Annotated in this window: 16 protein-coding genes, 1 tRNA gene and 2 pseudogenes; 7 read left to right on the plus strand and 12 right to left on the minus strand. The window is 53.8% G+C overall.

Annotated features, from left to right (window positions below; all coding sequences use genetic code 11):
• Positions 1-124: 124 nt before the first annotated feature.
• From pckA to QMG16_RS05835, 6 genes and pseudogenes are all read left to right on the plus strand, one after another.
• Positions 125-1,726: a phosphoenolpyruvate carboxykinase (ATP) gene (pckA, locus tag QMG16_RS05810; RefSeq protein ID WP_281792914.1), complete on the plus strand. Its 1,602-nt coding sequence runs from the start codon at positions 125-127 to the stop codon at positions 1,724-1,726.
• A gap of 17 nt (positions 1,727-1,743) precedes the next feature.
• On the plus strand, positions 1,744-2,421 hold the full coding sequence (locus tag QMG16_RS05815) for a DUF1614 domain-containing protein (RefSeq protein WP_281792916.1): 678 nt from the start codon (positions 1,744-1,746) through the stop codon (positions 2,419-2,421).
• A gap of 266 nt (positions 2,422-2,687) precedes the next feature.
• Entirely contained in the window at positions 2,688-3,833 is a 1,146-nt protein-coding gene (locus tag QMG16_RS05820; RefSeq protein WP_281792918.1) for a DUF362 domain-containing protein, read from the plus strand.
• Positions 3,834-4,015: 182 nt separating this feature from the next.
• Positions 4,016-4,114: transfer RNA gene (locus tag QMG16_RS05825), tRNA-Sec, on the plus strand.
• A 558-nt stretch (positions 4,115-4,672) separates the two neighbouring features.
• Positions 4,673-4,954, plus strand: a pseudogene (locus tag QMG16_RS05830) (integrase core domain-containing protein); the annotation flags it as partial.
• Positions 4,955-5,104: 150 nt separating this feature from the next.
• Positions 5,105-5,947 (plus strand): annotated as a pseudogene (locus QMG16_RS05835) (DMT family transporter); the annotation flags it as partial.
• Between the two features lie 686 nt (positions 5,948-6,633).
• On the opposite strand, the gene QMG16_RS05840 reads toward QMG16_RS05835, so the two are convergent.
• The 9 genes from QMG16_RS05840 to QMG16_RS05880 form a co-directional block, all read right to left on the minus strand.
• Positions 6,634-6,804, minus strand: a complete 171-nt coding sequence (locus tag QMG16_RS05840) for a hypothetical protein (RefSeq protein WP_281792920.1) — start codon at positions 6,802-6,804, stop codon at positions 6,634-6,636.
• Between the two features lie 75 nt (positions 6,805-6,879).
• A complete protein-coding gene (locus tag QMG16_RS05845) occupies positions 6,880-7,449 on the minus strand; it encodes a hypothetical protein (protein ID WP_281792922.1) in 570 nt (189 codons plus the stop codon).
• Positions 7,419-7,646 carry a hypothetical protein gene (locus QMG16_RS05850; RefSeq protein WP_281792924.1) on the minus strand — a complete coding sequence of 76 codons (228 nt, stop codon included), beginning with the start codon at positions 7,644-7,646 and terminating at the stop codon, positions 7,419-7,421. The genes QMG16_RS05845 and QMG16_RS05850 overlap by 31 nt, the downstream gene beginning before the upstream one ends.
• A 102-nt stretch (positions 7,647-7,748) precedes the next feature.
• The gene (locus tag QMG16_RS05855) at positions 7,749-8,564 is read right to left on the minus strand and encodes a DUF2092 domain-containing protein (RefSeq protein WP_281792926.1); all 816 of its coding nucleotides are present in this window, start codon (positions 8,562-8,564) and stop codon (positions 7,749-7,751) included.
• Between the two features lie 244 nt (positions 8,565-8,808).
• Positions 8,809-9,480 carry a DUF3313 domain-containing protein gene (locus tag QMG16_RS05860; protein WP_281792928.1) on the minus strand — a complete coding sequence of 224 codons (672 nt, stop codon included), beginning with the start codon at positions 9,478-9,480 and terminating at the stop codon, positions 8,809-8,811.
• Between the two features lie 435 nt (positions 9,481-9,915).
• Positions 9,916-11,358 (minus strand): patatin-like phospholipase family protein, encoded by a 1,443-nt coding sequence (locus tag QMG16_RS05865; protein ID WP_281792930.1) that lies wholly within the window; start codon positions 11,356-11,358, stop codon positions 9,916-9,918.
• A gap of 71 nt (positions 11,359-11,429) precedes the next feature.
• Complete coding sequence (locus QMG16_RS05870) at positions 11,430-11,828, minus strand: response regulator transcription factor (RefSeq protein WP_281792932.1); 399 nt, start codon at positions 11,826-11,828, stop codon at positions 11,430-11,432.
• 320 nt (positions 11,829-12,148) lie between these two features.
• On the minus strand, positions 12,149-12,775 hold the full coding sequence (locus tag QMG16_RS05875; RefSeq protein ID WP_281792934.1) for a response regulator transcription factor: 627 nt from the start codon (positions 12,773-12,775) through the stop codon (positions 12,149-12,151).
• Positions 12,772-15,282 (minus strand): ATP-binding protein, encoded by a 2,511-nt coding sequence (locus QMG16_RS05880; protein ID WP_281792935.1) that lies wholly within the window; start codon positions 15,280-15,282, stop codon positions 12,772-12,774. The genes QMG16_RS05875 and QMG16_RS05880 overlap by 4 nt, the downstream gene beginning before the upstream one ends.
• Before the next feature lie 339 nt (positions 15,283-15,621).
• Here QMG16_RS05880 and QMG16_RS05885 point away from each other — a divergent pair, with 339 nt between their 5' ends.
• Positions 15,622-17,298 carry a DUF6909 family protein gene (locus QMG16_RS05885; protein ID WP_373878657.1) on the plus strand — a complete coding sequence of 559 codons (1,677 nt, stop codon included), beginning with the start codon at positions 15,622-15,624 and terminating at the stop codon, positions 17,296-17,298.
• A gap of 91 nt (positions 17,299-17,389) precedes the next feature.
• Here QMG16_RS05885 and QMG16_RS05890 read toward each other — a convergent pair whose 3' ends face one another.
• From QMG16_RS05890 to QMG16_RS05900, 3 genes are all read right to left on the minus strand, one after another.
• Positions 17,390-17,842, minus strand: coding sequence for an EipA family protein (locus tag QMG16_RS05890; RefSeq protein ID WP_281792938.1), 453 nt, complete (start codon positions 17,840-17,842; stop codon positions 17,390-17,392).
• A 203-nt stretch (positions 17,843-18,045) separates the two neighbouring features.
• Complete coding sequence (locus tag QMG16_RS05895) at positions 18,046-19,488, minus strand: efflux transporter outer membrane subunit (protein ID WP_281792940.1); 1,443 nt, start codon at positions 19,486-19,488, stop codon at positions 18,046-18,048.
• A gap of 2 nt (positions 19,489-19,490) precedes the next feature.
• Positions 19,491-22,658: an efflux RND transporter permease subunit gene (locus QMG16_RS05900; RefSeq protein WP_281792941.1), complete on the minus strand. Its 3,168-nt coding sequence runs from the start codon at positions 22,656-22,658 to the stop codon at positions 19,491-19,493.
• Position 22,659: the final 1 nt, after the last annotated feature.

Here is a 22,659-nt window from a genome sequence, read left to right on the forward strand (position 1 = left end):
AGGTTAGCCGTCCATTCCCGGACACGGCAAGATACTTGCGTATTCTTCACCGCACTCGATGCTCATTGCTCTGCGCTGCCGTCATTTCTCGATCTTCATTCAGCAAAGAAAGGAGAACCATAAGATGTCGGCATTGACCCCCGCTCATCCCAGGCGAAAATGCTCCGTGGAAGAACAGGGCATTTCGAACTATACGAGAGTCTTTTACAACCCCACCACGGCCCAACTCTATGAACAGGCTGTACGGAGAAAGGAAGGTCTACTGGCTCACCAGGGCCCCCTGGTGGTCCGCACGGGCCGTTTCACGGGGAGGGCACCCAATGATAAGTTCATTGTCAAGGACGCATCAACCGCCGACAGGGTCTGGTGGGGTGAAGTGAACCGCCCGTTTGATCCTGAACATTTCGACCGTCTCCACCAGCGTCTTCTGGCCTATCTCCAGGGCAGAGACATTTTCGTTCAGGACTGCTATTCCGGCGCCGACGAAAAGTACCACCTGCCCATTCGCATCATCACTGAAAACGCATGGCAGAGTCTTTTCGCGCGCAACATGTTCCTGCGTATCCTCGACCCTGAAGCGCTGGCTGCCTTCGAACCGGAATTCACCCTCATTTCGGCCCCTCACTTTTCCGCCAATCCCGTTACGGATCATACTCATTCAGGGGCTTTCATTCTGATGGATTTTACGAAAAACCTCATCCTTATCGGCGGTACCGGCTATGGAGGAGAGGTCAAGAAGTCCATCTTCACGGTCATGAATTACCTGCTGCCTCAAAAAGGGGTTCTCCCCATGCACTGCTCGGCCAATATCGGAAAAGACGGCTCATCCGCCATCTTTTTCGGACTCTCGGGCACCGGGAAGACAGCGCTCTCCACCGACCCCGAACGTCAACTCGTGGGAGACGACGAGCACGGGTGGAGCGAAAATGGAATTTTCAACTTCGAGGGAGGATGCTACGCCAAGGTGATTTTTCTATCCCCGGAAGCGGAACCCCAGATTTATCAATCCCTCGGGCGATTCGGTACCGTCCTGGAGAATGTGGCGATCGATTCCAAATTCCGGCGTCTCGATCTTTACGATACATCCATCACAGAAAATACCCGGGCCGCTTATCCCATCGGTTTCATAGAGAATGCATCCCCAACGGGACTGGCGCCCCATCCCCGGCACATTGTCATGCTCACTTGCGACGCCTTTGGTGTGCTGCCGCCCATTTCGAAGTTGACCACCCGCCAGGCCATGTATCATTTCCTCTCCGGATACACTGCCAAAGTGGCTGGAACGGAAGCGGATATCGTGGAACCCCAGACCACCTTCAGCACCTGTTTCGGATCCCCCTTCATGCCCCTTCCCCCCATCGTCTACGCCGACATGCTGGGCCGGAGAATTCAGGAACATGGCAGCACGTGCTGGCTGATCAACACCGGCTGGACTGGAGGAGGGTTCGGCATCGGAAGCCGCATCTCCATAAAGTACACGCGGAGGATGGTCCATGCCGCTCTTGGTGACCGGTTTCAACAGGTGGAATTTGAAACGGAACCCTATTTCGGTCTTTCCATCCCCAGGCAATGTCCAGGAGTTCCGTCGGAAGTTCTGAACCCCATTCATACGTGGAAAGACAAGGAAGCCTATGAGCGGCAGGCGGAAGATCTCCGGAATCGGTTCCGCACCAACTTCAAGCAATTCGAGTCGCAGGTGGACCCGGAACTCCTTGCTCTCATTTAAAACAGAAAGGATCTCCCATGTTCTATCCCCCATTTCTTTTATTTTTTCTTTTCATCTTCCTTTTTCTTCTGTTCATGGCATTTGCCATCGTGCAGTTCGGCCTTTTCGCGTTGGCCTTCACCCGCTTGGGAATTCCTCCGGAATATCTGTTTTCCCTGCTTTTCCTCTCCATTATGGGGAGTATGGTCAATATCCCCATCCGGAAAATCCGGATTGAAGAGGAACCGGAAGAGTGGCCGGTGATCTCGTTTTATGGAATGCGCTTTCGTCCTCCACGCTGGCGCAACCGACACGAGATGATTCTTGCTGTGAATGTGGGTGGGGCCGTCATTCCTTCATGTCTTTCGATCTATCTTTTGACCCACGCGGAAAACCCCTTTCGAATGATCCTGGCCCTGGGTGTTGTTACTTTCATAGTGTACCGGCTGGCTCGGCCCATTCCGGGGGTCGGAATTGCCACTCCCATGTTCATCCCGCCGATCGCCGCAGCCCTCACCGCCATGATCATCAACGGAGAATGGGCCGCCCCCACGGCCTATGTGGCGGGGACGCTGGGCACCCTCATTGGTGCGGATTTGCTCCATCTGGATGACTTGAAGCATCTCAAAGCGCCCGTCGCCTCTATAGGAGGAGCTGGCACCTTTGACGGTATTTTCCTCACCGGGATACTCGCCGTCCTATTGTCCATGTCATGAGGACGGTCCCGCACCCGGATGGACATGGATCCATATTGTGCTCAACAAAATCTTGCGGTATTTACTGGCAGCATTCATTGGATGCTTTTATATGAAAAAGGCTCATGGTTCATAGCTCATGGCTCATGATAACATCGCTTTTCAAGAGCGTTTCCCGCTTTCCATATTGGCTTGCATCTCTTTGCCTTTTTCATTTTTCGTTGTGACCGTTTCAGTCATGGGAGTTAATTTCATATACTAACCTCACACTCAGGGAATGATAAGATATGAACAGCCAGGTATTCTTCACGGATCTCAGAGCGACGGATGCTCAGAGTCTCTTGCAAAAAATTGTCCATCTCATCGAAAAGGCAGGACTGAAAAAGGTCGTCAAGAAGCGGGGGCTCACAGCCATAAAAATCCATTTCGGGGAACGGGGCAATACCGCCTTCATTCGGCCCTTGCTGGTGCGGCCTGTTGTGGACGCCGTCAAGCAGGCCGGGGGAAAACCTTTCCTCACAGACGCCAATACGCTCTACGTGGGAACTCGCGGCAATGCCGTGGACCACCTCACCACGGCCATTCTGAACGGTTTTTCCCCTTCTGTCGTGGACGCTCCCCTCATCATTGCCGATGGAATCGACGGCAGGGATGATGTGGTGGTGCCTCTCGGCCTGAAACTCTGCCATGAGGCCTACGTGGGATCCGCCATCGCGAAGGCGGACACACTCATCTCGCTGGCGCACTTCAAGCTCCATGAAGCTGCCGGATTCGGAGGCGCCATCAAGAATGTGGGTATGGGAGCAGCGTCTCGGCGCGGAAAAATGGCTCAGCATTCCGAAGTCGCCCCGGAAATCTACGTCAAGAAATGCATCGGTTGCGGAACGTGTATGGAACAATGTGCCCACGGGGCCATGAGCCTGGTGGACCGCCCCGAGGATGCCCCCCGTCCTTTCCCCGAAGCAAAGAAGGTGATTCATATCGACGAAAAGCTCTGCGTGGGATGCGCCGGCTGCATCCACTCTTGCCCTCAGGAAGCACTTGGAATCAACTGGAAAACAGACCTGCCCCGTTTCATGGAGCGGATGGTGGAATACACCGTGGGGGCACTCAAGGGAAAGGAAAAGCGCTCTCTTTTCGTGAACTTCCTGACGCAGATCTCACCCGCCTGCGACTGCCACTCCTATGCGGACGCTCCCATTGTGGCGGACATTGGCATTCTCGCATCTAGAGACCCCGTGGCCATCGACCAGGCATCCATGGACCTGGTGAACGCTCAGCCCCCCCTTCACTCATCCTGCATCAAGGATTCACCATACAAGGACTCGGACAAGGTAAAAGCGGTCTACCCACACATCGATTGGCAGCATCAACTGGATTATGCGGAAGAAGTGGGATTGGGAAGCAAATCATACGAACTGATCCGCTTATAAACAGCACTCTATACGGAGGGCTCGCGAGCGAGCCCTCCCTGTAACTTTTCCAATCCTTTCCCGCCAATATCCCGCACAGATCTTCAAGATCACACTGAAACAGCCGTGCACATTTGCCAGGAATAAACCACTTCAGAAAAAGGGCTTGTCAAAAGGAAGTCCATTGAGTACATTCACCGGGTGGAAGCGCCAAGCTCACTGGTGGGGCTCCCGGACTTCAAATCCGGTGTAGGGGCGTGAAGGCGTTCCTAGGTGGGTTCGATTCCCATGCGCTTCCGCCACCCAGTAAAATCAAAAGGTTAGCTTATCCCTTCCAGATAACTGGATTGAATTGTTTTTCGTTCAGGACTTCCCATCAGGCTCTCTATCCCCAACTTTTGTCCGCCATGCCCTTTCTGCCCTTTAATAACGCAGTTTTCCGACAAGCTGTCAACTCGTCAGCCGAAAGGTTAATTGAGTGAGAGGCTATCTCCCTTCGGCATATTCCTCTTTCTCCAGAATTCTCATTTTAAAGCCAAGTCATTTCATTCCGCATTTTCGAATCACGGTTCGTTCGAAAAGTGATTTCTTACCATCGCTATTCAATCGTACAACTTTCTGCAGGGTGCGATTCACGACCATTGGTAGGGGTAAACACACGTCCCACACCACTTTGAGTGTCAGTGCGGTTTTGGCCGGCTTTTGCTCATTTCGCTATAAAGGGTCGTGAATCTCACCCGTTATGACCCACCGGAACTGGTGGGTCGTAAACTATGGCACGGAACGAAAACCCGATTGTCCTGTCGGGTTATGAATCACTTTGGCAGTCTAACAAACCGCCACTATAATGCTGGTCTTCCCTTCACCATTCCGATCGGGGCGGCCAGTATGCGAGCAAAGAATATCAGCAGATGCTTAAGAAAGCCGGCATCACGTGCAGCATGAGCCGCAAAGGAAATTGCTGGGATAGTGCCGTGGTGGAGGGCTTTTTCTCGACACTGAAGCGGGAATGGGTGCAGGATCGGCGGTATCGGACAGGAGCAGAGGCCAGAGCCGATATCTTTCACTACATCGAGGTCTGGTACAATCGGAAGCGTCGCCATTCCACTTTCGGCTATCTCAGCCCTGCCGAGTTCGAGTCGAAGGCGGTCAATCGACCGCTTGACCCCTCTCCAGAAAAATGGGGGAAGATCATGAACGTGGTTAAGGTACATGTATTTAACAGAAACTCAAAGAAGATGCACGCTAACTCAACAACGGAGCCGACCTTCGGTCAAAGACCCGGTCTCATCCTGATACACTCTGCGGTATTTCTGTTCGGATTCGCGGGACTGATTGGAAAGCTCATCAATGCGGGTCCGGCAGTCATAACCTTCGGCAGGACCTTCTTTGCCGCGCTCGCATTGCTGTTCGGATTCATTGCAACAGGCCGAAGCCTTGCCATTCGGAAGCGATCGGATCTCATCACACTCTGCCTTTCCGGGCTTCTTCTGGCAATCCATTGGTTTACCTTCTTTCAGTCCATCAAAGTGTCCTCCGTGGCGATCGGACTTCTTACTTTTTCAACTTTCCCGATTTTTGTCACATTCATGGAACCGTTCCTGTTCGGGGAAAAACTGGAAAAATCCGATGTGGCAGTCTCAATTATAGTTGCGGCTGGACTCGCGATGCTCGTTCCTTCTTTCGATTTTTCAAACAATGTAACTCAGGGCATATTCTGGGGAGTGCTATCCGGCTTTACTTTTGCCGTGCTCTCAGTGCTGAACCGCATGCATGTCAACAAACACCCTTTTCTGACCATAACCCTTTACCAGCTCGGATTTGCGACCCTGTTTAATCTGCCATTCGTAATCCTTGATGGAGTCTTACCTTCGGCAAGAGATATCCTGCTTTTACTCGTCCTCGGAACAATCTGCACGGCCCTTGCCCACGCTCTTTTTATAGGCAGCCTGAAGCATATCAAAGCTCGCTCTGCCAGTATAACCACGGGACTGGAGCCCGTTTACGGGATAATTTTTTCCTTTCTGCTCATGGGGGAAGTACCCTCTCTGAGAACCCTACTTGGTGGACTGGTTATTTTGGGGGTTGTCTTCCTGCCGATGATCAGGTCCGGGCAATCCCGACCGGTGCAATGATAAATTCGGATTTTGAACGACCGCTTCACCACGACGCATCCTGATGGACGAGCCGGTCTTCAAACATCCGATCCTCAAGATCGACGAGTACATCTATGCAGAAATAACCGTAAGAAACATCAGCCCGTAAGCACCTTGCTTTGAAAGGTCCATTTTCAACAGTTACTTATGATTCACTGTACTAGGTTCTGTTGACATTTGACGGATTGACTGTGTTTTCAATTGGATAGCAGAGTGTTTATCTTTGATGGACTATCCGCCAAAATCTTTCACAAACAAGCTTTCAAGACGATGCTCGGACGTGAAATGTCAACAGAACCTAACAGAAAACCATGATTTCCGCTGGTTCATTGCATCAGCAACGTTAGGCGTGATCGGCAGGATGGATGGAAAACTTGAGGGTAAGTTAGATTGGTTTTTTCTAAGAGGACGGATATGCGGAATCTCTCAAAAGCCGTCTTCCTCGATGCACTTAAAACGCATCCCGTAGCTCCGACAATGATGATACCTGATCCGGATATCCCCTCCCAGGGAAGGGTACGAATCACAGCCACTTTCTCCGTTTTGCAGCTGGGGCACTCTGCACCGCCTTTTTCCCTGTCGGAAGAGTTTGTCCTTGTAATAATTGGAGTTTAAGCGATACAGCCTGAGCCCTCCTGGGATGGAAATGAGCAAATAGCCTGCCTCTAGTTGTGCAGGGCCACATAAACGACTATGCCGTTCCCGGCAACACCGACAGCGTAGATTCCTTTCGATCTCAGGTGGCACGTCACCGGCTCCGTACCCTCAGGCGACGGAGTCAGTGACGTTGCATGCCTTGGAGTCGATTTTACCGCCTCACCGACCAATATCGACATGCCCTTCTTTCTGAGAGACAAAACCTCCAGCCTGTCCATTCCTTCAACCATGCGATAGCATTGCCGGCATAGCTCTCAGTATCCGGCAGGAGGATTGACGACGACATAGGTGACTCCACCTCCAGAGTACGCCGGCTGGTACCAGGTGGTGCCGCACTGATAGTAGGTGACTCCACCCGCCACTATTGTGGTGCTCGTACAGGGAAGCGCGGCAAAGGCCGAAGCGGTTATTGTTGTACCAATGGCATAAGCCGTGACGGCAACCGCTGCTCCGACCGCTGCAGCTCCCCAGTAGTCGTCCCAGTCGTCGTCCCAGTCGTCATGATCATGATACCGGTTGTCATAGGCCTCATTTACTGCTGTCTGTCGCTGTCCCTGTCTGTCTGTGCGTTGTTCCTGGCGGGTTCCCTGGCGTTCAGTGCGTTGCTCCTGGCGGGTTCCCTGCCTTTCAGTCCTCCCCTCCTGGCGATCCGAGCGCACGCCACTTCGCTCTCCCGACCTCTCGGTACGTGTATCCTGGCGTGCCTGCCTGGTATCTGCGCGTCCCTGAGCCCGTTCAGTACGCTGTGCCTGGCCCTGTATGCGCATCTCAGAGCGCTGTCCGGACCTCCCCGTCATGCCTGCCCGGCGCTCCTGCGCACCCATTGTTTGTCCACCTTGGCGTGCTCCGGCTCGCTGTGACATCGACACGCCGCCGGCACCTCCGAACCCCTGACTGCGGGTTCTCGCAGAGGATCTGGAGGAGAAGCCACCGCCACTGGCCGGTCCGAAGCGGGAGAAGCCCCCACCTCCCCCACGGCTTCCACCGCCAGAGAATCCCCCACCCCCTGCACGGCCGCCACCGCCGCGCCCGCCTCCCCGGGCTTCGACCTCGATGGCCATCATGAACAGTATAAAGAAGAGGATTGAAACCACAGAAATCATTTTTTGAAGTGAGCCGTATCTCATTGCTTGCCTCCCTTCTTCACTTTTTTGACATCAGGCTTGGCCACTTCCAGCTCGGCGAGGAATGGAATCCGCTGAACTCCTTCTGGAGGCGTGAAGACAAAGAAATCTTCGGGTGGGTTGGGGGAAAGATTCCAGTCGCTGAGATTTGCTCTGAACTGAGGCTGTCCCATCGCCTTCTTGTAAGTGATCACAACGCGTCGCGGCAGTGGATCCCCCTGTGATGGAATCCAAACCTGAAAGTCCACCTCATCGGTGCGTGCCGCCAGGTGAGTGCAGGGGACGTCCATGATCGTGTCCTGTTCCACCACTTCGACTGAGCGCACTCTGCGTTCCATTTCCGAGGGCAGCCTGGTGACAAACATCATGGCAAGAGGCAGCCGAAGCTGAAGATCGTTGAGAAGATAGAAGATCGCGTGATCCACGTCACCGGGCTTGGCCGCTCTGGCAAATGCTTTGTCTTTGGGACTGAAAACAGTGATTTCTTGTCCATCGAACAACACGAGGCCCGTTTCCCCATCGCTCCGTTCGACATCCACTCGAATACGGTCAGGCCGAACCAGGGTAAGTTTGCGAAGTTCTCCGAACTCTATCTTCTCACCCGTTTCCTGGAGCACATCATAGCCGGCGTGAATACTGACGCTGAATTGCTTCGCCTGGGCGAGAAAGTCACACATCTTCGTCAGCACAGCCTTGGCATCAGTCTGGGAGCCAGGAGCGCCCGAAACCGGTTCCTCCGCCGCGAATCCAGGGACCGCGCACAGAGACGCACTCAGCATGAACACCGCTAATTGAAAAAGTTTTCGTAAGTTCATCCAAACCTCCTGCAGTTTAGGGGTTCTCCTATCCAACGCACATCAACAATCAACCAGATCCGGGACGCAGCACAAATCAGGTATCTTTTGGTGATCGATGCCGGATGCCGGATTTCCGATAGAGTCGATCTATATGAAATGAGTGCTGCATCCAGTGTGCAACATCCCCTGAAACGAGGCGCTTGATTAACCCGCAATGTACTGTCGTGTACTGTCGTCCGGGGTCTGCCGAGTGCTCTTGTCGCTACCAGGGCTTCAAGGTGAAGGGACTCGAATCCTTGACGATCTCACCCGGGCGCCTGTTGGCGATCTGCACAAACTGAGCGGCCCACTCATCAATGATACCTTCCGCCTCCTTGTACCAGGTAAGTGCCCTCAGGTTGATGGGTGCGGCCTTCCCCTGCTCCCGGTCCGCAGCCATGGCCAGAACCTCACCCGTATCCGCATCCTCGATTTTCGCCTCAAAAGCGACCGTCCCCTTAGCACCCGATTCCTTCGCCGCAGCCTGCACCGCAATCCCGGAACCATAGGGAGCGACGATAGACAGAGCCTCCAGGACCGGCTTGCTCGGCACCAATTCGGTAAGGGCCATTTCCAGGAGGAGAGAACCTGCTGCAGGAGATTCCACTACTTCAAAACGGTTCTGGGGATCGTTTCGAAAAGCCGTCTCAAACTGCTGTTTCATGTACGTTGCAATCTCCTGCACGTCTGCTTCCATTTTATCCTGACGCATACTTTGCTGCCACCATTCTGCCTCAAGCAGGTACTGAGTATTGACATCCTTGATGTACAGCGTCTTGTACTTCTTCCAGTCCACCCCTGCCTTCACCCATGTTTTGTGGAAAGGGAGGTCCTCACGCTTTGTCATCTCCTGCACGGGAACGAACCCCGCCCCTTCGGAAGGCTTCGCCTTCATCGATGTGCAACCAGTAAGACCGAAACATACTACTACGACCGAAGCAAACAGCATCCACAACCAATCTCTTCTCACCGTTCTCATCCGTCTTTCCCTTCCGTGACTCGTCAACCACTTCACATGAGTATCTCGCCCTTACCGTAACGATCCGCCTATGTTCCTTCGGGACGCTAAGTACCGAAGATTGTAAATACGTGGCCACTTCTTTGTAGGAATGACTTCCAGCCGTGACAGAAACCGGCAACCGCACACCTTGTCGCGGCAGGATGCCGCTCCTACGAAAACGTATGGGTAAACGGCTGCGTAACTACGAAGACCAATACTAAGGGTTACCCTCCAGATGCGCCCCATTCCCGGAACGCATTTTCCCCAGGGATGACCTTTTTCTCCATCCGGACGCCCGCCGTCTGCGGGGAACTGCGCAGACCTTCAATTTTACTGCAAATCTTTCATCAGCTGTTGGAATTCCCTGGAATTGGCGAGGATGCGACGGGCAGCATCCTTAAGTTTGTCCACTTCTTCAGGCTTCAACACGAAAGAGGTGGGAAGCTTCTTGAAGTAGTTGCGTTCGGCCTCATCGTCCAAAGCTTCGAAATTCACCTCCACAAGGTAAAATTCGATATCACCGCAGGAGCCCGGTTCCACGGAGACCTTCCCAGACCCGCAGCGCCCCTTTCGAATCTCGTCGCTCCAGCGGGCGAAGCTTTCCCTCAGAAGCGCCACCGTCTCCACATTATAGCGGGCAATGGCTATAGAAGAGTACGATTCGAGCATGGCACTGAAGGGAGGAATCTTTTCACGTCGATCCCACTTATCATCGATTTCGGTCTCGGCATTCACGACCACGAAAACGATCTTGTGCACGTTTTCCACGTTGGCATATTTCAATGTGGTCCAGGGGTCACCCATCAGCGTGACCCGCTCCAGAACGGCCCGAAGACCCAGGTTGTCGGCAACTCCTCCATCCACCAGATGGATAAAGGGTTTCTTTTTTGAATCCAGGAAAGGCAACATGCTGTTTGCAAGGTCGAAACGACGTGAGGAAATGTCCCTGGGGGGCTGCATGGCCTGTTCGAGGGCTTCGGGCATGTCGTAGCCACACTTGCCGGCATAGTTGCGCAAGGTAATCGGCGTCAGGACAATGGGCACCGCTGAAGACGCCGCACATGCACGGGCAACCGGAAAAGTGGTCAAGTCCGAGCAGATCACATCGAATGAATCCTGGTTGAAGGTAAACCGGGTTCCATGAACCATGTCCGTGGCGTTGATGGCGATCATGGGTTTCTTGTGAGCGAGCATGTCGCCGAAGGTTCCGCCGTCGAAGATGTGCTTGTCGTAATATTCCGCGGCGAGATCACTCCTGTCATAATACGGGGATGCGAGCTTTCCCCAATTGAAGGGATTGAAGAGTGTGGCCTTCGCGAGATCGCCCTGGATGTTCTTTTTCAGGAACTTACTCTCGAAATCCTCAAAAATACGCTCCCGGAACAGACCGTAATACGCTGCCGTGAAGCTCCCCCCGGATACACCGGAAATCATGTCCACCTGATCCAGCAGACGCTGCTTCCGACCGTGGATGGATACCTCCATATCTCTCAGCGTTTCAAGCACACCATAGGAAAAAGCGGCAGCCCGGGTCCCCCCGCCGGAGAAGGTGAGTAAGATCAACACTTCCTTATCATCTTCAGCATCATTGAGGTTTCTGGCCTGATAACCCGCCTGGGGATCGTACTGCATCAATCCCCTGTTTATGGGGTAATGGGCGCAGCCGGCCGCGGCAAAAAGCAAAACCACCAAGAAGATACAGGCTGGAAGACGTCTGAGTTCTTTCGGAAAAGTATCTCCGACCGGCAAGGTATCCCAAAACGACCAGTGCATTCCAAACCTCCTTTTGAGAGAGCAATGTATCGCAGCGTTGGTCTGAAGCCTGCCCGGGAAAGAACGGCTCCTCAGCCAGGGGGAGCATCCGTCCCCTTCTTTCTGCTGCAGGCAAGGGTAATGGCGCTGAGCAGGGACTGCTCACCAAAAGGTTTTCGCAGGAAGGCGACGGCCCCCGCTTCCTCAGCCCTTTCCATCCACTGTAAGTCATCGTGGGCAGTCATGAAAATCACCGGACAATTGACTCCGGTGGAAGCAAGGTGGGCATACAGCTCAAGACCCGATAGGGTCGGAAGGCGGATATCCAGGAGGAGGCAGACCTTGTCCCACGATAAACTGGATTGCAGCAGGCTTTCGGCGGATTCGAAGGTAAGAACTTGATACCCGTTAGACATGAGCAACCTCTTCATAGCCCTTCGCACCGACTCATCATCATCCACAACAAGCACAGTCAAGGGTTTCTCATCCACGAGGCTCTCACCTTTACCGAGAAGTTATCCGAGCGATTGGTCAAATAAGGGACTTTCACAAAATAAATCATCCCCTCCCGTCATTCCGGCGAAAGCCGGAATCTAGCCGTACAACGAATTTCCTGGATTCCGGCTTTCGCCGGAATGACGATGAAAGGCCCCAATAGGCTCATTATTTTTTCGAAAGTCCCTAAGTGTTTCTCTCCGCGGGAAGAACCCCGCGAAAAAAATGACAGGGCGGAGCAACACATGCTCCACGTGTTCGGACTTTAACGCAATTGAAGGGGGGGAAATATTGGACTTTGGTCCAATACGGCAGGTCAAATCTCTGGGGAACGAATACACAATTTTTCGGCAAAACGGACAAGATCCGCCAGGGATCCGGCGCCCAGTTTTTCCATGATGCGGGCACGATGCACCTTGATGGTTTTTTCGCTGGTTCCAAGATCGTAAGCGATCTGCTTGTTCAGCATGCCGGTAACGACAAGCCCGAAGACTTCATGTTCACGTGGGGTCAAAGTTTTCAGCCGCTCACGGAGCTTCCTCAGTTCTCTTTGCTCCTGTTTCGCTTGCCGGTCCGCCGCGACAGCCCTGGAAACGACATCCAGCAAGTCCTTGTCCAAAAAAGGCTTCTCAAGAAAATCAACCGCGCCGGCTTTCATGGCCCGGACGCTCATGGGAACGGTCCCATGTCCGGTAATGAAAATGATAGGAAACGCAATTTCCTTCTCGGCCAGACGCTCCTGCAATTCGAGACCACCCAGTTCGGGCATTTTAACGTCGAGAACGAGGCAACCCGGCACATCCGGGTGTTGGAAATCCAGGAAATCGAGGGCTGAAGTGAAGGTCTTGACGTCATAACCTTCTGATCGAAGCAGCCGCTCCAGGGATTTCAACACGGATGGATCGTCATCAACTACGTATACGACGGACCTTTGATCCCTCACGGCTGCTCTCCCCGGTCCACCGGCAGGGTAAAATAAAAGGTGGCTCCGCCTTCCGGGTTGTTCTCAGCCCCTATCGTCCCGCCGTGGGCACTGACAATAGTCCGGCTGATCGACAACCCCATTCCCAGGCCGTCCGCTTTCGTTGTGTAAAAAGGCTCGAACAGGCGGTCCATGTCCTTCTTGTGGATGCCGGTGCCCGTGTCCCTGATGGAAACCATGACAGCCCGACTGCCCTGCCCGGCTGTCCTGATGACCAGTTTCCTCAGAGCCGGAGGGGTCTCTCTCATGGCGGCGGTCGCATTCAGCATCAAGTTCAAAATGACCTGTTGCAACTGCACGCGATCACCTTCCACGGTAGACAGTTCGGAATCCAGCTCAGTCGTGAGGGAAAACCCTTCAAGAGAAGATGCGCTGCGAACGAGCGCTATGGATTCGCGAACAGTATCGTTCAGGTCCACCGTTTCGCGGCGAGGAGTCTCTTTCTTGACAAGAGCCCGCATCCTCCGGATCACCTCGCCGGCCCTCCTGTCATCCTGGATGATGTCATCAAGGATCTTTTGGATCTCGTCCAGGTCCGGAGTACCCCTGGAGAGGAACCGTTGCGCGGCTTCGGCGTTGCAAAGGATAGCCGTCAGAGGCTGGTTGATTTCATGGGCCAGCGACGTGGCCAGCTCCCCCACCGTGACGATCCGTGTGATGTGGGCAAGCTCTTCCCTGCGCAACTGGGCCTCCAACTCGGCAGCTTTTCGTCCGCTGATATCCGTGATGGAGATCACGACACCTCCACCCGGATTCCTGAAGGGCACCGCCTTCATCAAAAGCCATCGGGATTCCAAGGGTGAATCACAGGGATATTCGAGCGAGAAAGTATCGCCCTTGCCGTCCAGGACAGACTGGATGCCATCGAGGATCTGGGCGGCAAAATCCCCAGGCGATTGGATAGATCGCCGGCACTCCTCCAGGTAGTTGACTCCGGGACCCAATCCAGCAAGCGAAGTGACGCCGCTTTGTTGGTGGGCAAACTTCTCCCATGCCTCATTCACGGCGAGGATCGTCCCGTTCTTGTCCAGGATTGCAACATAATTCTTCAGGGACGCCAGAACAGCCCGGTTGAATTCTTCGGAAGCCTTTATGGCTTCTTGAGCACGTTTGTACTCGGTGACGTTCTTGACGGTGTAAACGACGCCCGTGATTTCCTTTTTGTCATCGAGGACCGGGTCAGCGGAGACAAAGAGCCACGCATCCCTTTTCTCATCATAAAGAACCGCATCTTCATGTCTTTTGGTCTCCAACATCCTTGACAAAGGACAATCATCAAGGTGCGCGCCGGCTGCATACATCGCCTCGTAGTAGCGTTTGCCCAGGATTCTGTCCATAGGGAACCCAAGGAACGGCACAGTGGCCGCATTGACCTGGACTATTCGCAATTCGTTGTCGAGGACCATGATCAGATCCGGAATGGAGTCAAAAGTAGTCCGCCACTCGTCAGCGGCTTTCCGAAGGGCACGTTCGGCCCGGCGTCGCTTCCGAAGACTGATGATAAAGTTGGATACGAGAAGTGTCTGGATGATTAGAATCGAAGCGATTCCAACGGCCTGCCAACGGTATGTGTCCCATATGGAAAAATCCCTGTAACGCACATCGCTGCCCTGAGGCAGATTCCCCTCTCGGATCCCCCAACGTTTGAGTTGACGCGCATCGAATATATACTGACTCCCACTTTCCCCGAGAGAATTCATGTTGTCCGGCTTTTCCCCGGCGAGTATGCGAAGCGCCACCCGGCCCGTCCTGGCTCCCTGGGCGGAGTGACTGAGCAGGGAACCGCCCACAATCCCTGAACCGATGTACGTTTCAGAAACACTGTAAATCGGTGCGTTCGCCTGCCCGGAAATGAGGGCCAGGGCATCGGGGGACTTGAAAGATCTTCCGGTACCATCTCGAAAAATAGAGATATAAAACACCAGGGAGTGTTCGGGGAGAGTTGAAACACGGTGGAGGAGTTCCTCTATTGGGAGCCCGGAAAGATATTGGAGATCCACCTGGTTTTCGAAACCACGAAAGACTTTCCTGGCCATGCCTTCCAACGATTGATCATACCGGGATGCTCCGGTCACGACAAAAACCCTGCGGACATCCGGATGAAGGCGCATGGCCAAAGTCAAAGTACCCGCCATATCCAGTTCACCCGCCAGCACGGCCGCAACGGGCAAAGGCATTGGATCAACGAGTAGCTTAGGGTCCTGCTCGTAGTAAATTATAGGAATATTATGAAAGGATTCGGGACCGTATTCCGCCAAGAATTCGAGGGATGCGCGCAGGTCGGCAACAATGAGATCAATCTTAAGGCCTGAGTATTTTTCACGGTATAGATCCATCAACTTATCATGGTAAAGTTCGTCCGGAAATCTGGTCAGGTCCATGCATTCGACGTAGAATTCGAACTCGTAATCCTTCGAGTCCGTCAATGTTGATCGAAAAGCGGCATCAAAACTGACGAACCCGGGCATATTGCTCTCATATGGGAAGAGGATCAGGATCCTCTTAGAGGGTACCGACGCCGATGAGTCGTGAGGAATGGCGAAAAGCAACAGCCCAAAAAACAAGGCTGATTTTATCGTGCGACTCATGGGTCTCATAAGATGCTTTCCGGGTAGGACCAGAGTAGGATATTCCAGCTCACCATACCTATATATAAGTAATCTGGTAAATTGGAATTGTGTTTTTTTTCCCTATTTTTTTATTATAAAATAAATTCAGATAGATCATCAAGAGCAATCCTCTTTTTTAGAATGGGTATATAGGGCGTGTGCGGTAAACAGGTGAAGAGTTTCCACGGAGGTTAACTCATGGAAGAAACAACAAGATCACATGCGGCAAGATTGGCGATTCGTAATTTCAGAATTGCAGCCGATGCTCTCCTGCTGATCGGTCGCTTCAAAATGGAGGGACGTTCCGGCCAGGTTCTGCAGGATTCTCTGAAGACCCTCAGCCCTGAAATCTATGGAACCATGAACGATCCCAAGAGCATAGAATTGAAGGGACTAGAATACGTCATGGACAGACTGCCGCGGGGAATCGAAGAATGCTGCCGTTTCGTGATGACCTCGGAAGAAGATTTGGGAGACACTCCATTTGTAATGCTGCAACCACTGAAGCGCAGGAGAACTTCTTATCGCATCAATGAGAAGGAAATGTGCTTCGTGATAACACGCGGTTTTAGTGAGATATACGACATCTTAACGCACCTGACATTCTTGTACATCGAGGCAAAGAATATTCACAGCAAAATGAGAGACCAGGAAGGGAATTTGACTACGGAATGGAAGGAATTCGATAAGTTCATGGAAACCGAGGATGAGCTTGATAGTGAACATCTAAATCGCGCAATCTGGAACTTGAGTATCATTCTTGGCAGGACTTTTCACGAAACGAAAGACACATACGAATATTTTGACAGATCCAAGAAAGAAATGAATGCCAGCAATGGTCTGTTTAAAATTATCCACAGCCTCGGAACCGGGATGGGATACATAGTTGATAATCAGGCTGACGTTGAGATCCAGTTCACACCGGATTTGAGCCACGTTATCCTGCATCAAATGTATGGAAAGAGATGGGCCGCCGGGATCACGGACAAACTGTTGAAACTGAATTTAGAGAATCGTCCGTTGCATATAATAAGCTCAAATCTCCACAGCGTCGTTAATCTTTTATACGGATACGCAGCGGTTGGAACCGGCACAGATAAAAAATTTACTCAGGATCTCTACACATTTGTCCAGGAATTACGGAATAGAAGTGATGAAATCAGAGAATATGCCAGGAATCATGGTTTTTACGAGGTCCCTGATAAAAGCGGTGCGCATATCGATTGTCAGATCATCGATACTGCCAATCTGAATTTCGAGGGTTTGCATCCCGATCTGCGAATCAACGTGGAAGTTGTGCAGGATGAAAAGCCGGTTGTTCTCGTAATGGATTATGCTTTTGGAACGCAGGCCTTTGAACTGATTGATTCATTATTGCAGCCTATGATGATCGAGGGAGAGGAAAAGAACCTGAACCTTCGCTCCATATCCGTTATGGGGAAGGCGGGAACGCTGCGGGGAAAGAAGGGAGATATAATGATACCCACAGCCCACGTGCTCGAAGGTTCCGCGCACAATTACATTCTAGATAATGATCTGACGGAAGAAGATTTCGATGGTTACAAGGATGTCTTTGTGGGTCCGATGATAACGGTGCTCGGAACCTCTTTGCAGAACCGGGATGTGCTCGAAACATTTAAAACCACGAGCTGGAAAGCCGTAGGTCTGGAAATGGAAGGCGGGCACTACCACCGCGCCATCAATGCGGCCATGATCCGTGAGCACATCTCAAAAGACGTGAAAGTCCGATATGCCTATTATGCCTCTGATAACCCGCTCAAGAGCGGTCAAACCCTCGCTTCGGGCAGTCTGGGAATTGAAGGGATCAAGCCGACCTACATGATTACGAAGCGTATTTTGGAGAAGATCTTGTAGGCTCGGACGAGGACGTTGGAACCTTCCAAGGGGCGTGGGAGACCACGGGTCTTTGACCTTCTGCCCGCAGTCTCTCTTTCTGAGTGACTCATTACTTGAGATTAATATTCACCCCCCCACTGCCCAGGGTTATACCCAATCCCTTTGTGGTCGCCACCACTTCAATCACCACGCCATTTTGATTTTTCATCGTCACGGCCCCAGCTCCACCACCCAGCGAAGCACCTGCGCCAACGCCCACATAGTTACCGTTGATGTCTTCCAGCTTCTTGAGATTGTAGACTGTGCCGGTAGCGGTTGCCTTGGTGATACCCACTTTGCCAACACTCATTCCGTCCACTTTCAATGGGTAAGACTTTCCCTTGTAACTGAGGGTTCCACCGCCCCAACTGAATCCAATACCCGCTGCGACACTGCCGGTCTCAAAGTTGATTATGGCATCCGGCGTTTGTTCCTCTGCAGTAAAACCCGGCACAGGAACGAACGCCAAGAAGGCTGCAACAACGACAAAAACTATTGAACAACGTAAGCTGACTCTTTGCATAGCATCTCTCCTTTCCGGCCCAACCACCATATCGAAGTTGGAACCTTCTATGGGAATGAAAAGGGGCAACACCCACCCCAACAAATCATCCGGTAGCGATGGATGATTAAAACCTTAAGGATTTCATCTACCATTGAAGCGCTTGTTGTATTCGGGCAAAAGCACCCTGCCTGGCTTCCGCGGGCAATTATTCCGCCCGGAGCTCAATCGTCAGCATGCTTCTGAGAGGTCGTGAAGGTTCCGGTCTCCTGCCAGCCACCGCCAAGGGCTTTGTATAGCTGGACGACGGCAAGGAGCTGGTTGAGCTCGGTCCGGGCGAGGGTCGTCTCTGCCGGATAAAGGTTTTGCTGGTTCTGCAGGATCTCGTAATAGCTCGCTTTCCCGGCCACGTAGCGCTTGATGGAAACCTTGACTGCCTCCTCATAGGCTTTCACCGAGCGGGCCTGGTCGGCACGGCTCGCTGCGAGCTTCTGCCGGGAGATGAGAGCGTTGGATACTTCCTGGAAAGCATTCAGGGCCGTTTGTTCGTAGACCAGTTTGGCTTCTTCCCAAGCCGCTTTCGCCTGCCGATACTCGGCGATCAGCGTGCCGCCCTGGAAGAGGGGACCCGTCATCGCACCGGCGACAGCCCACAGGTTGGAGGTGCCGGATGTGAACGCGGAGAGTTCCGGGCTGACCTGGCCGAGCAGTGAGGTAAGGCCAATCTGGGGGAAAAAATTGGTCATGGCGACACCGATCTGCGCATTGGCGGCCCGCAGATTCTGTTCCGCCTGGCGGATATCCGGGCGCCGTTCCAGCAATGCCGATGGCAGGCCGGCGGGAATTTCCGGTGGACTGACCTGTTCCAGCAAGGTGGCGTTGCGCTCGACGGGACCGGGATTGCGCCCCAGGAGGACATTGATCTGGTTTTCCTTAAGTACAATGAGGCGTTCTACTTCGGGAACATTGGCCGCAGCCGTACCCAGTAAACCCTCGGCGCTGGATGTTTCCAGCTTGGACGCGACCCCGCCCTCGAGCCGCTGGGTGAAAATCTTTAAGGTATCCTCAAAGGATTGTGTGGTCTTTTTGTTGATCTCCAGTTCGAGATCGAGTTCGAGCAGCTCGAAGTAGGCTTGAGCCACGGCGCTCACAAGAGAAACCACAACACCCCGGCGGCCTTCTTCGGTGGCCAGGTATTGTGCCCGGGCGGCTTCATTCAGGCGGCGGATTCGACCCCAGAAATCCATTTCCCAGAACACATTCAGGCCAAGGAGAGCGGAATCCTCCGTGCTGCCCCCATTGGGGCTGGGGGTGGTGAGGAAACTGTTCTTACCCTTGGCAACGATTCCATCGTAAGCGATCTGGGGGAAAAACTGCCCCCGTGCCTGGGCGGCAATCTGGCGCGCCTGCTCGACACGAGTCGCGGCCACGCGCAGGTCGTAATTGTTTTCGAGCGCTTCAGTGATGAGTCGCTGGAGGGTCTCATCCTGGAAAATTTGCCACCATGGGAGGTCCGCAAGAGAATGTTGCTCTGCCGGTGTCATGGCACTCCGAAAGTTCTCGGGAGCATTGACGGCCGGGCGTTTGTAGTTGGGTCCGAGAGCACAGCCGGACACGCAAAAAAACAAGAGAATCCAGAGGGACAGTTGCTTTGTAAGCCTTTCCATCGCTAGTGCCCTCCACCGGAACCGTGAGTTGTCGGTTCATCCATTGGGGGTGATTCATGCTTTACGCCACGATGAGACAACTTTTCGACCACATAGAAGGTCACCGGGATGAGAAAGATGGCAATGAAGCTCGCCATCATCATCCCGCCAATGACGACAAACCCCATGACCTGGCGGGAAAGTGCCCCGGCGCCGCTGGCCCTGGCCAACGGGACGCATCCCAGGATGAATGCAAAGGACGTCATCAGGATGGGCCGAAGGCGCAGGCGTGCGCCTTCCAGGGCCGCTTCCACAAGCGGTTTGCCCTGGTCGTAGCCCATCTTGGCGAACTCCACGATGAGAATGGCATTCTTCGCGGCAAGCCCTATGAGCATGACCAGACCGATTTGTGCATACACGTTGTTTTCGAAACTGCCGATCCACAAACCCATAAACGCTCCGGCCACGGCAATGGGCGTGCCGAGCAGCACGCTGAACGGCAGGCTCCAGCTCTCATACTGGGCGGCGAGAATCAGGAAGACGCAAAGCAGCGAGAAACCGAAGATGACGGCCGGTGAGACGCCTTCCTGGGCCTTTTTTTCCTGGTAGCTCATCCCCAGGTAGTCAAAGCCCATCTCGCGCGGCATGGTCTGAGCGAAGACCTCCTCCATCGCCTTCATGGCCTGGGCGGAGCTGAAGCCGGGTTTGGCGGAGGCGTTGATCTGGGCGGAGCGGTACAGGTTGTAGCGCATGGTGAATTCAGGACCCGCGGTTGGGTTTGTGGCCGTGACGGCCGAGAGCGGCACCATGTTGTCCGCGCTGTTGCGCACGAAAAACTGCCCCATGTCGCTGGCACGGGTGCGGTAGTCGCCCTCCGCCTGCACGTAAATCTGCCACTGGCGGCCAAATCGGTTGAAGTAGTTCACAAAGATACCACCCATGAAACACTGGAGCGTCTGGTAAACATCCTTGAGCGGCACGCCCTGCTTCAACACCTTGTCGCGGTCCACGTCCACGGACACCTGCGGCACCACGGGACGAAACGTGGTGGAGACGCTTGCCAGCTCAGGGCGTTCGCGGGCGGCGGCAACGAATTTTTGCACATTTTCGGCCAGGAAGCCGATGTCCCTGCCCACGCGATCCTCGAGGATGAAGGTCACTCCACCGGAGGCACCGATACCCGGAATGGCCGGCGGCGAGAAGGCAAAGCCAACGGCCCCGGTAATGTCACGAAATTTCTGATTCAGATGGGTCATGATGGCCTCGTACTTTTCCTCGGGCTTCTTGCGCTTTCCCCAATCCTCCAGGGTGATGAAGAAAAAACCGCTGTAGGTGTTCTGCACCTGGCTCAGCATGCTGTAGCCGACAATGGATGAATAATATTTCACTCCAGGCGTCTTGCTCAAAATCTCTTCAGCCTGCTTCATGATTTCGTCGGTGCGCTGCAGTGATGCCGCATCGGGCAGTTGCACCCCCGCATACATGTACCCCTGGTCCTCTTCCGGCAGGAAGCTTGTCGGGATTCCCTTGCCGAGAAAACCCGCAAACATGGTGATGCCTGCGAGGAGCAGCAGCGATACGACACTTTTGCGGATGAGCAGACTACAGGTGCTGACATAGCCTCCCGTGGCGCGGTCGAATACCTTGTTGAACCAGCGAAAAAATATGGCCAGGGGGCCTCGTGACTCTTTTTTCGGTCGCAGCAGCAATGACGCCAGGGCGGGACTCAGGGTGAGAGCGTTGAATGCGGAGATGACCACCGATACGGCAATGGTAACCGCGAATTGCTGATAGAGGCGGCCCGTGATGCCGGGGATGAACGCTGTCGGCACAAAAACGGCCGAAAGGATAATGGCGATGGCGATGACAGGCCCGGATACCTCTTCCATGGCTTTGAGAGTAGCATCCTTGGGCGACATTCCGTGCTCGATGTGATGTTCGACGGCTTCGACCACCACGATGGCGTCATCCACCACCAGGCCGATGGCGAGCACCAGGCCGAAAAGCGACAGGGTATTGATGGAGAAACCAAACAGGGGAAACAGGGCGAAAGTACCCACCAGGGACACGGGCACCGCCAAAAGAGGGATCAAGGTGGCACGCCAGCCCTGCAGGAACAGGAAGACCACGATAATGACCAGCACCAGGGCTTCTACAAGGGTGTGCTCGATCTCTTTCATACCCTCGGTGACGGCCAGGGTTGTGTCGAGGGCGACCGCGTAATCGAGATCCGGAGGAAAGCTCTCTTTAAGCCGCTCCATGAGCTTTTTCGCCCCCTCCGCAGCTTCAATGGCGTTGGACCCAGGCAGCTGGTAGAGCGCCACAAGGGCCGCCGGCTTGCCGTTGAGGCGGCCGATAAGGTTGTAGGTCTGGGCTCCCAATTCGATGCGGGCGACGTCTTTGAGGCGCACGAAGGACCCATCCGGCTGCGCCCGTACTATGATTTCACCAAACTCCCGCTCGTTTTCCAAACGGCCCTGGGCACGGACCGCATAGGTGAATTCCTGTCCCGGGGGCACCGGCTCCGCGCCGATCTGGCCGGCGGGGTTCACGGTGTTCTGCGTTTGGATGGCCTTGACGATTTCGGGAATGGTGATGTTGAGCTTGGCGAGCTGGTCGGGTTTTACCCAGAAACGCATGGAATACTGGCCCGCACCAAAGACCGTAACGCTGGCGATCCCCGGCACGCGAGTCATCTGGTCGTTGATGTTGATGTAAGAGTAATTGGCAAGAAAGATGCCGTCGTAGGTGCCGTTGGGTGAATAGAGAGCGAACATGATGAGCGGAGCGGAAGTGGACTTTTGCACCGTAACACCATAGTCACGAACGTCCGACGGCAATTGGGATTCGGCCTGCCCTTCGCGCATCTGTGCCAGAATCTGATCCGTGCTCGGGTCGGTCTTCACGTCAAAGTTGACGTAAAGGGTCATCTGCCCATTGTTGGCGTTGAGGGAATACATGTAGTTCATGTTGTCCACACCGGACATCTGTTGCTCGATGGGGGTCGCTACGGACTGTTCGACAGTGATCGCGTCGGCACCGGTGTAGGTGGTTTTGACCTGGATTTCCGGGGGAACGATGTTGGGAAACTGCGCGATGGGCAGGACCGACATCGCCACCAGGCCGATGATGACCATCAGGATGGAAATCACCATGGCCACGATGGGGCGATTGATGAAGAATCTGGCCATG

It is taken from the genome of Desulforhabdus amnigena (assembly GCF_027925305.1).
GTDB classification, from domain to species: domain Bacteria; phylum Desulfobacterota; class Syntrophobacteria; order Syntrophobacterales; family Syntrophobacteraceae; genus Desulforhabdus; species Desulforhabdus amnigena.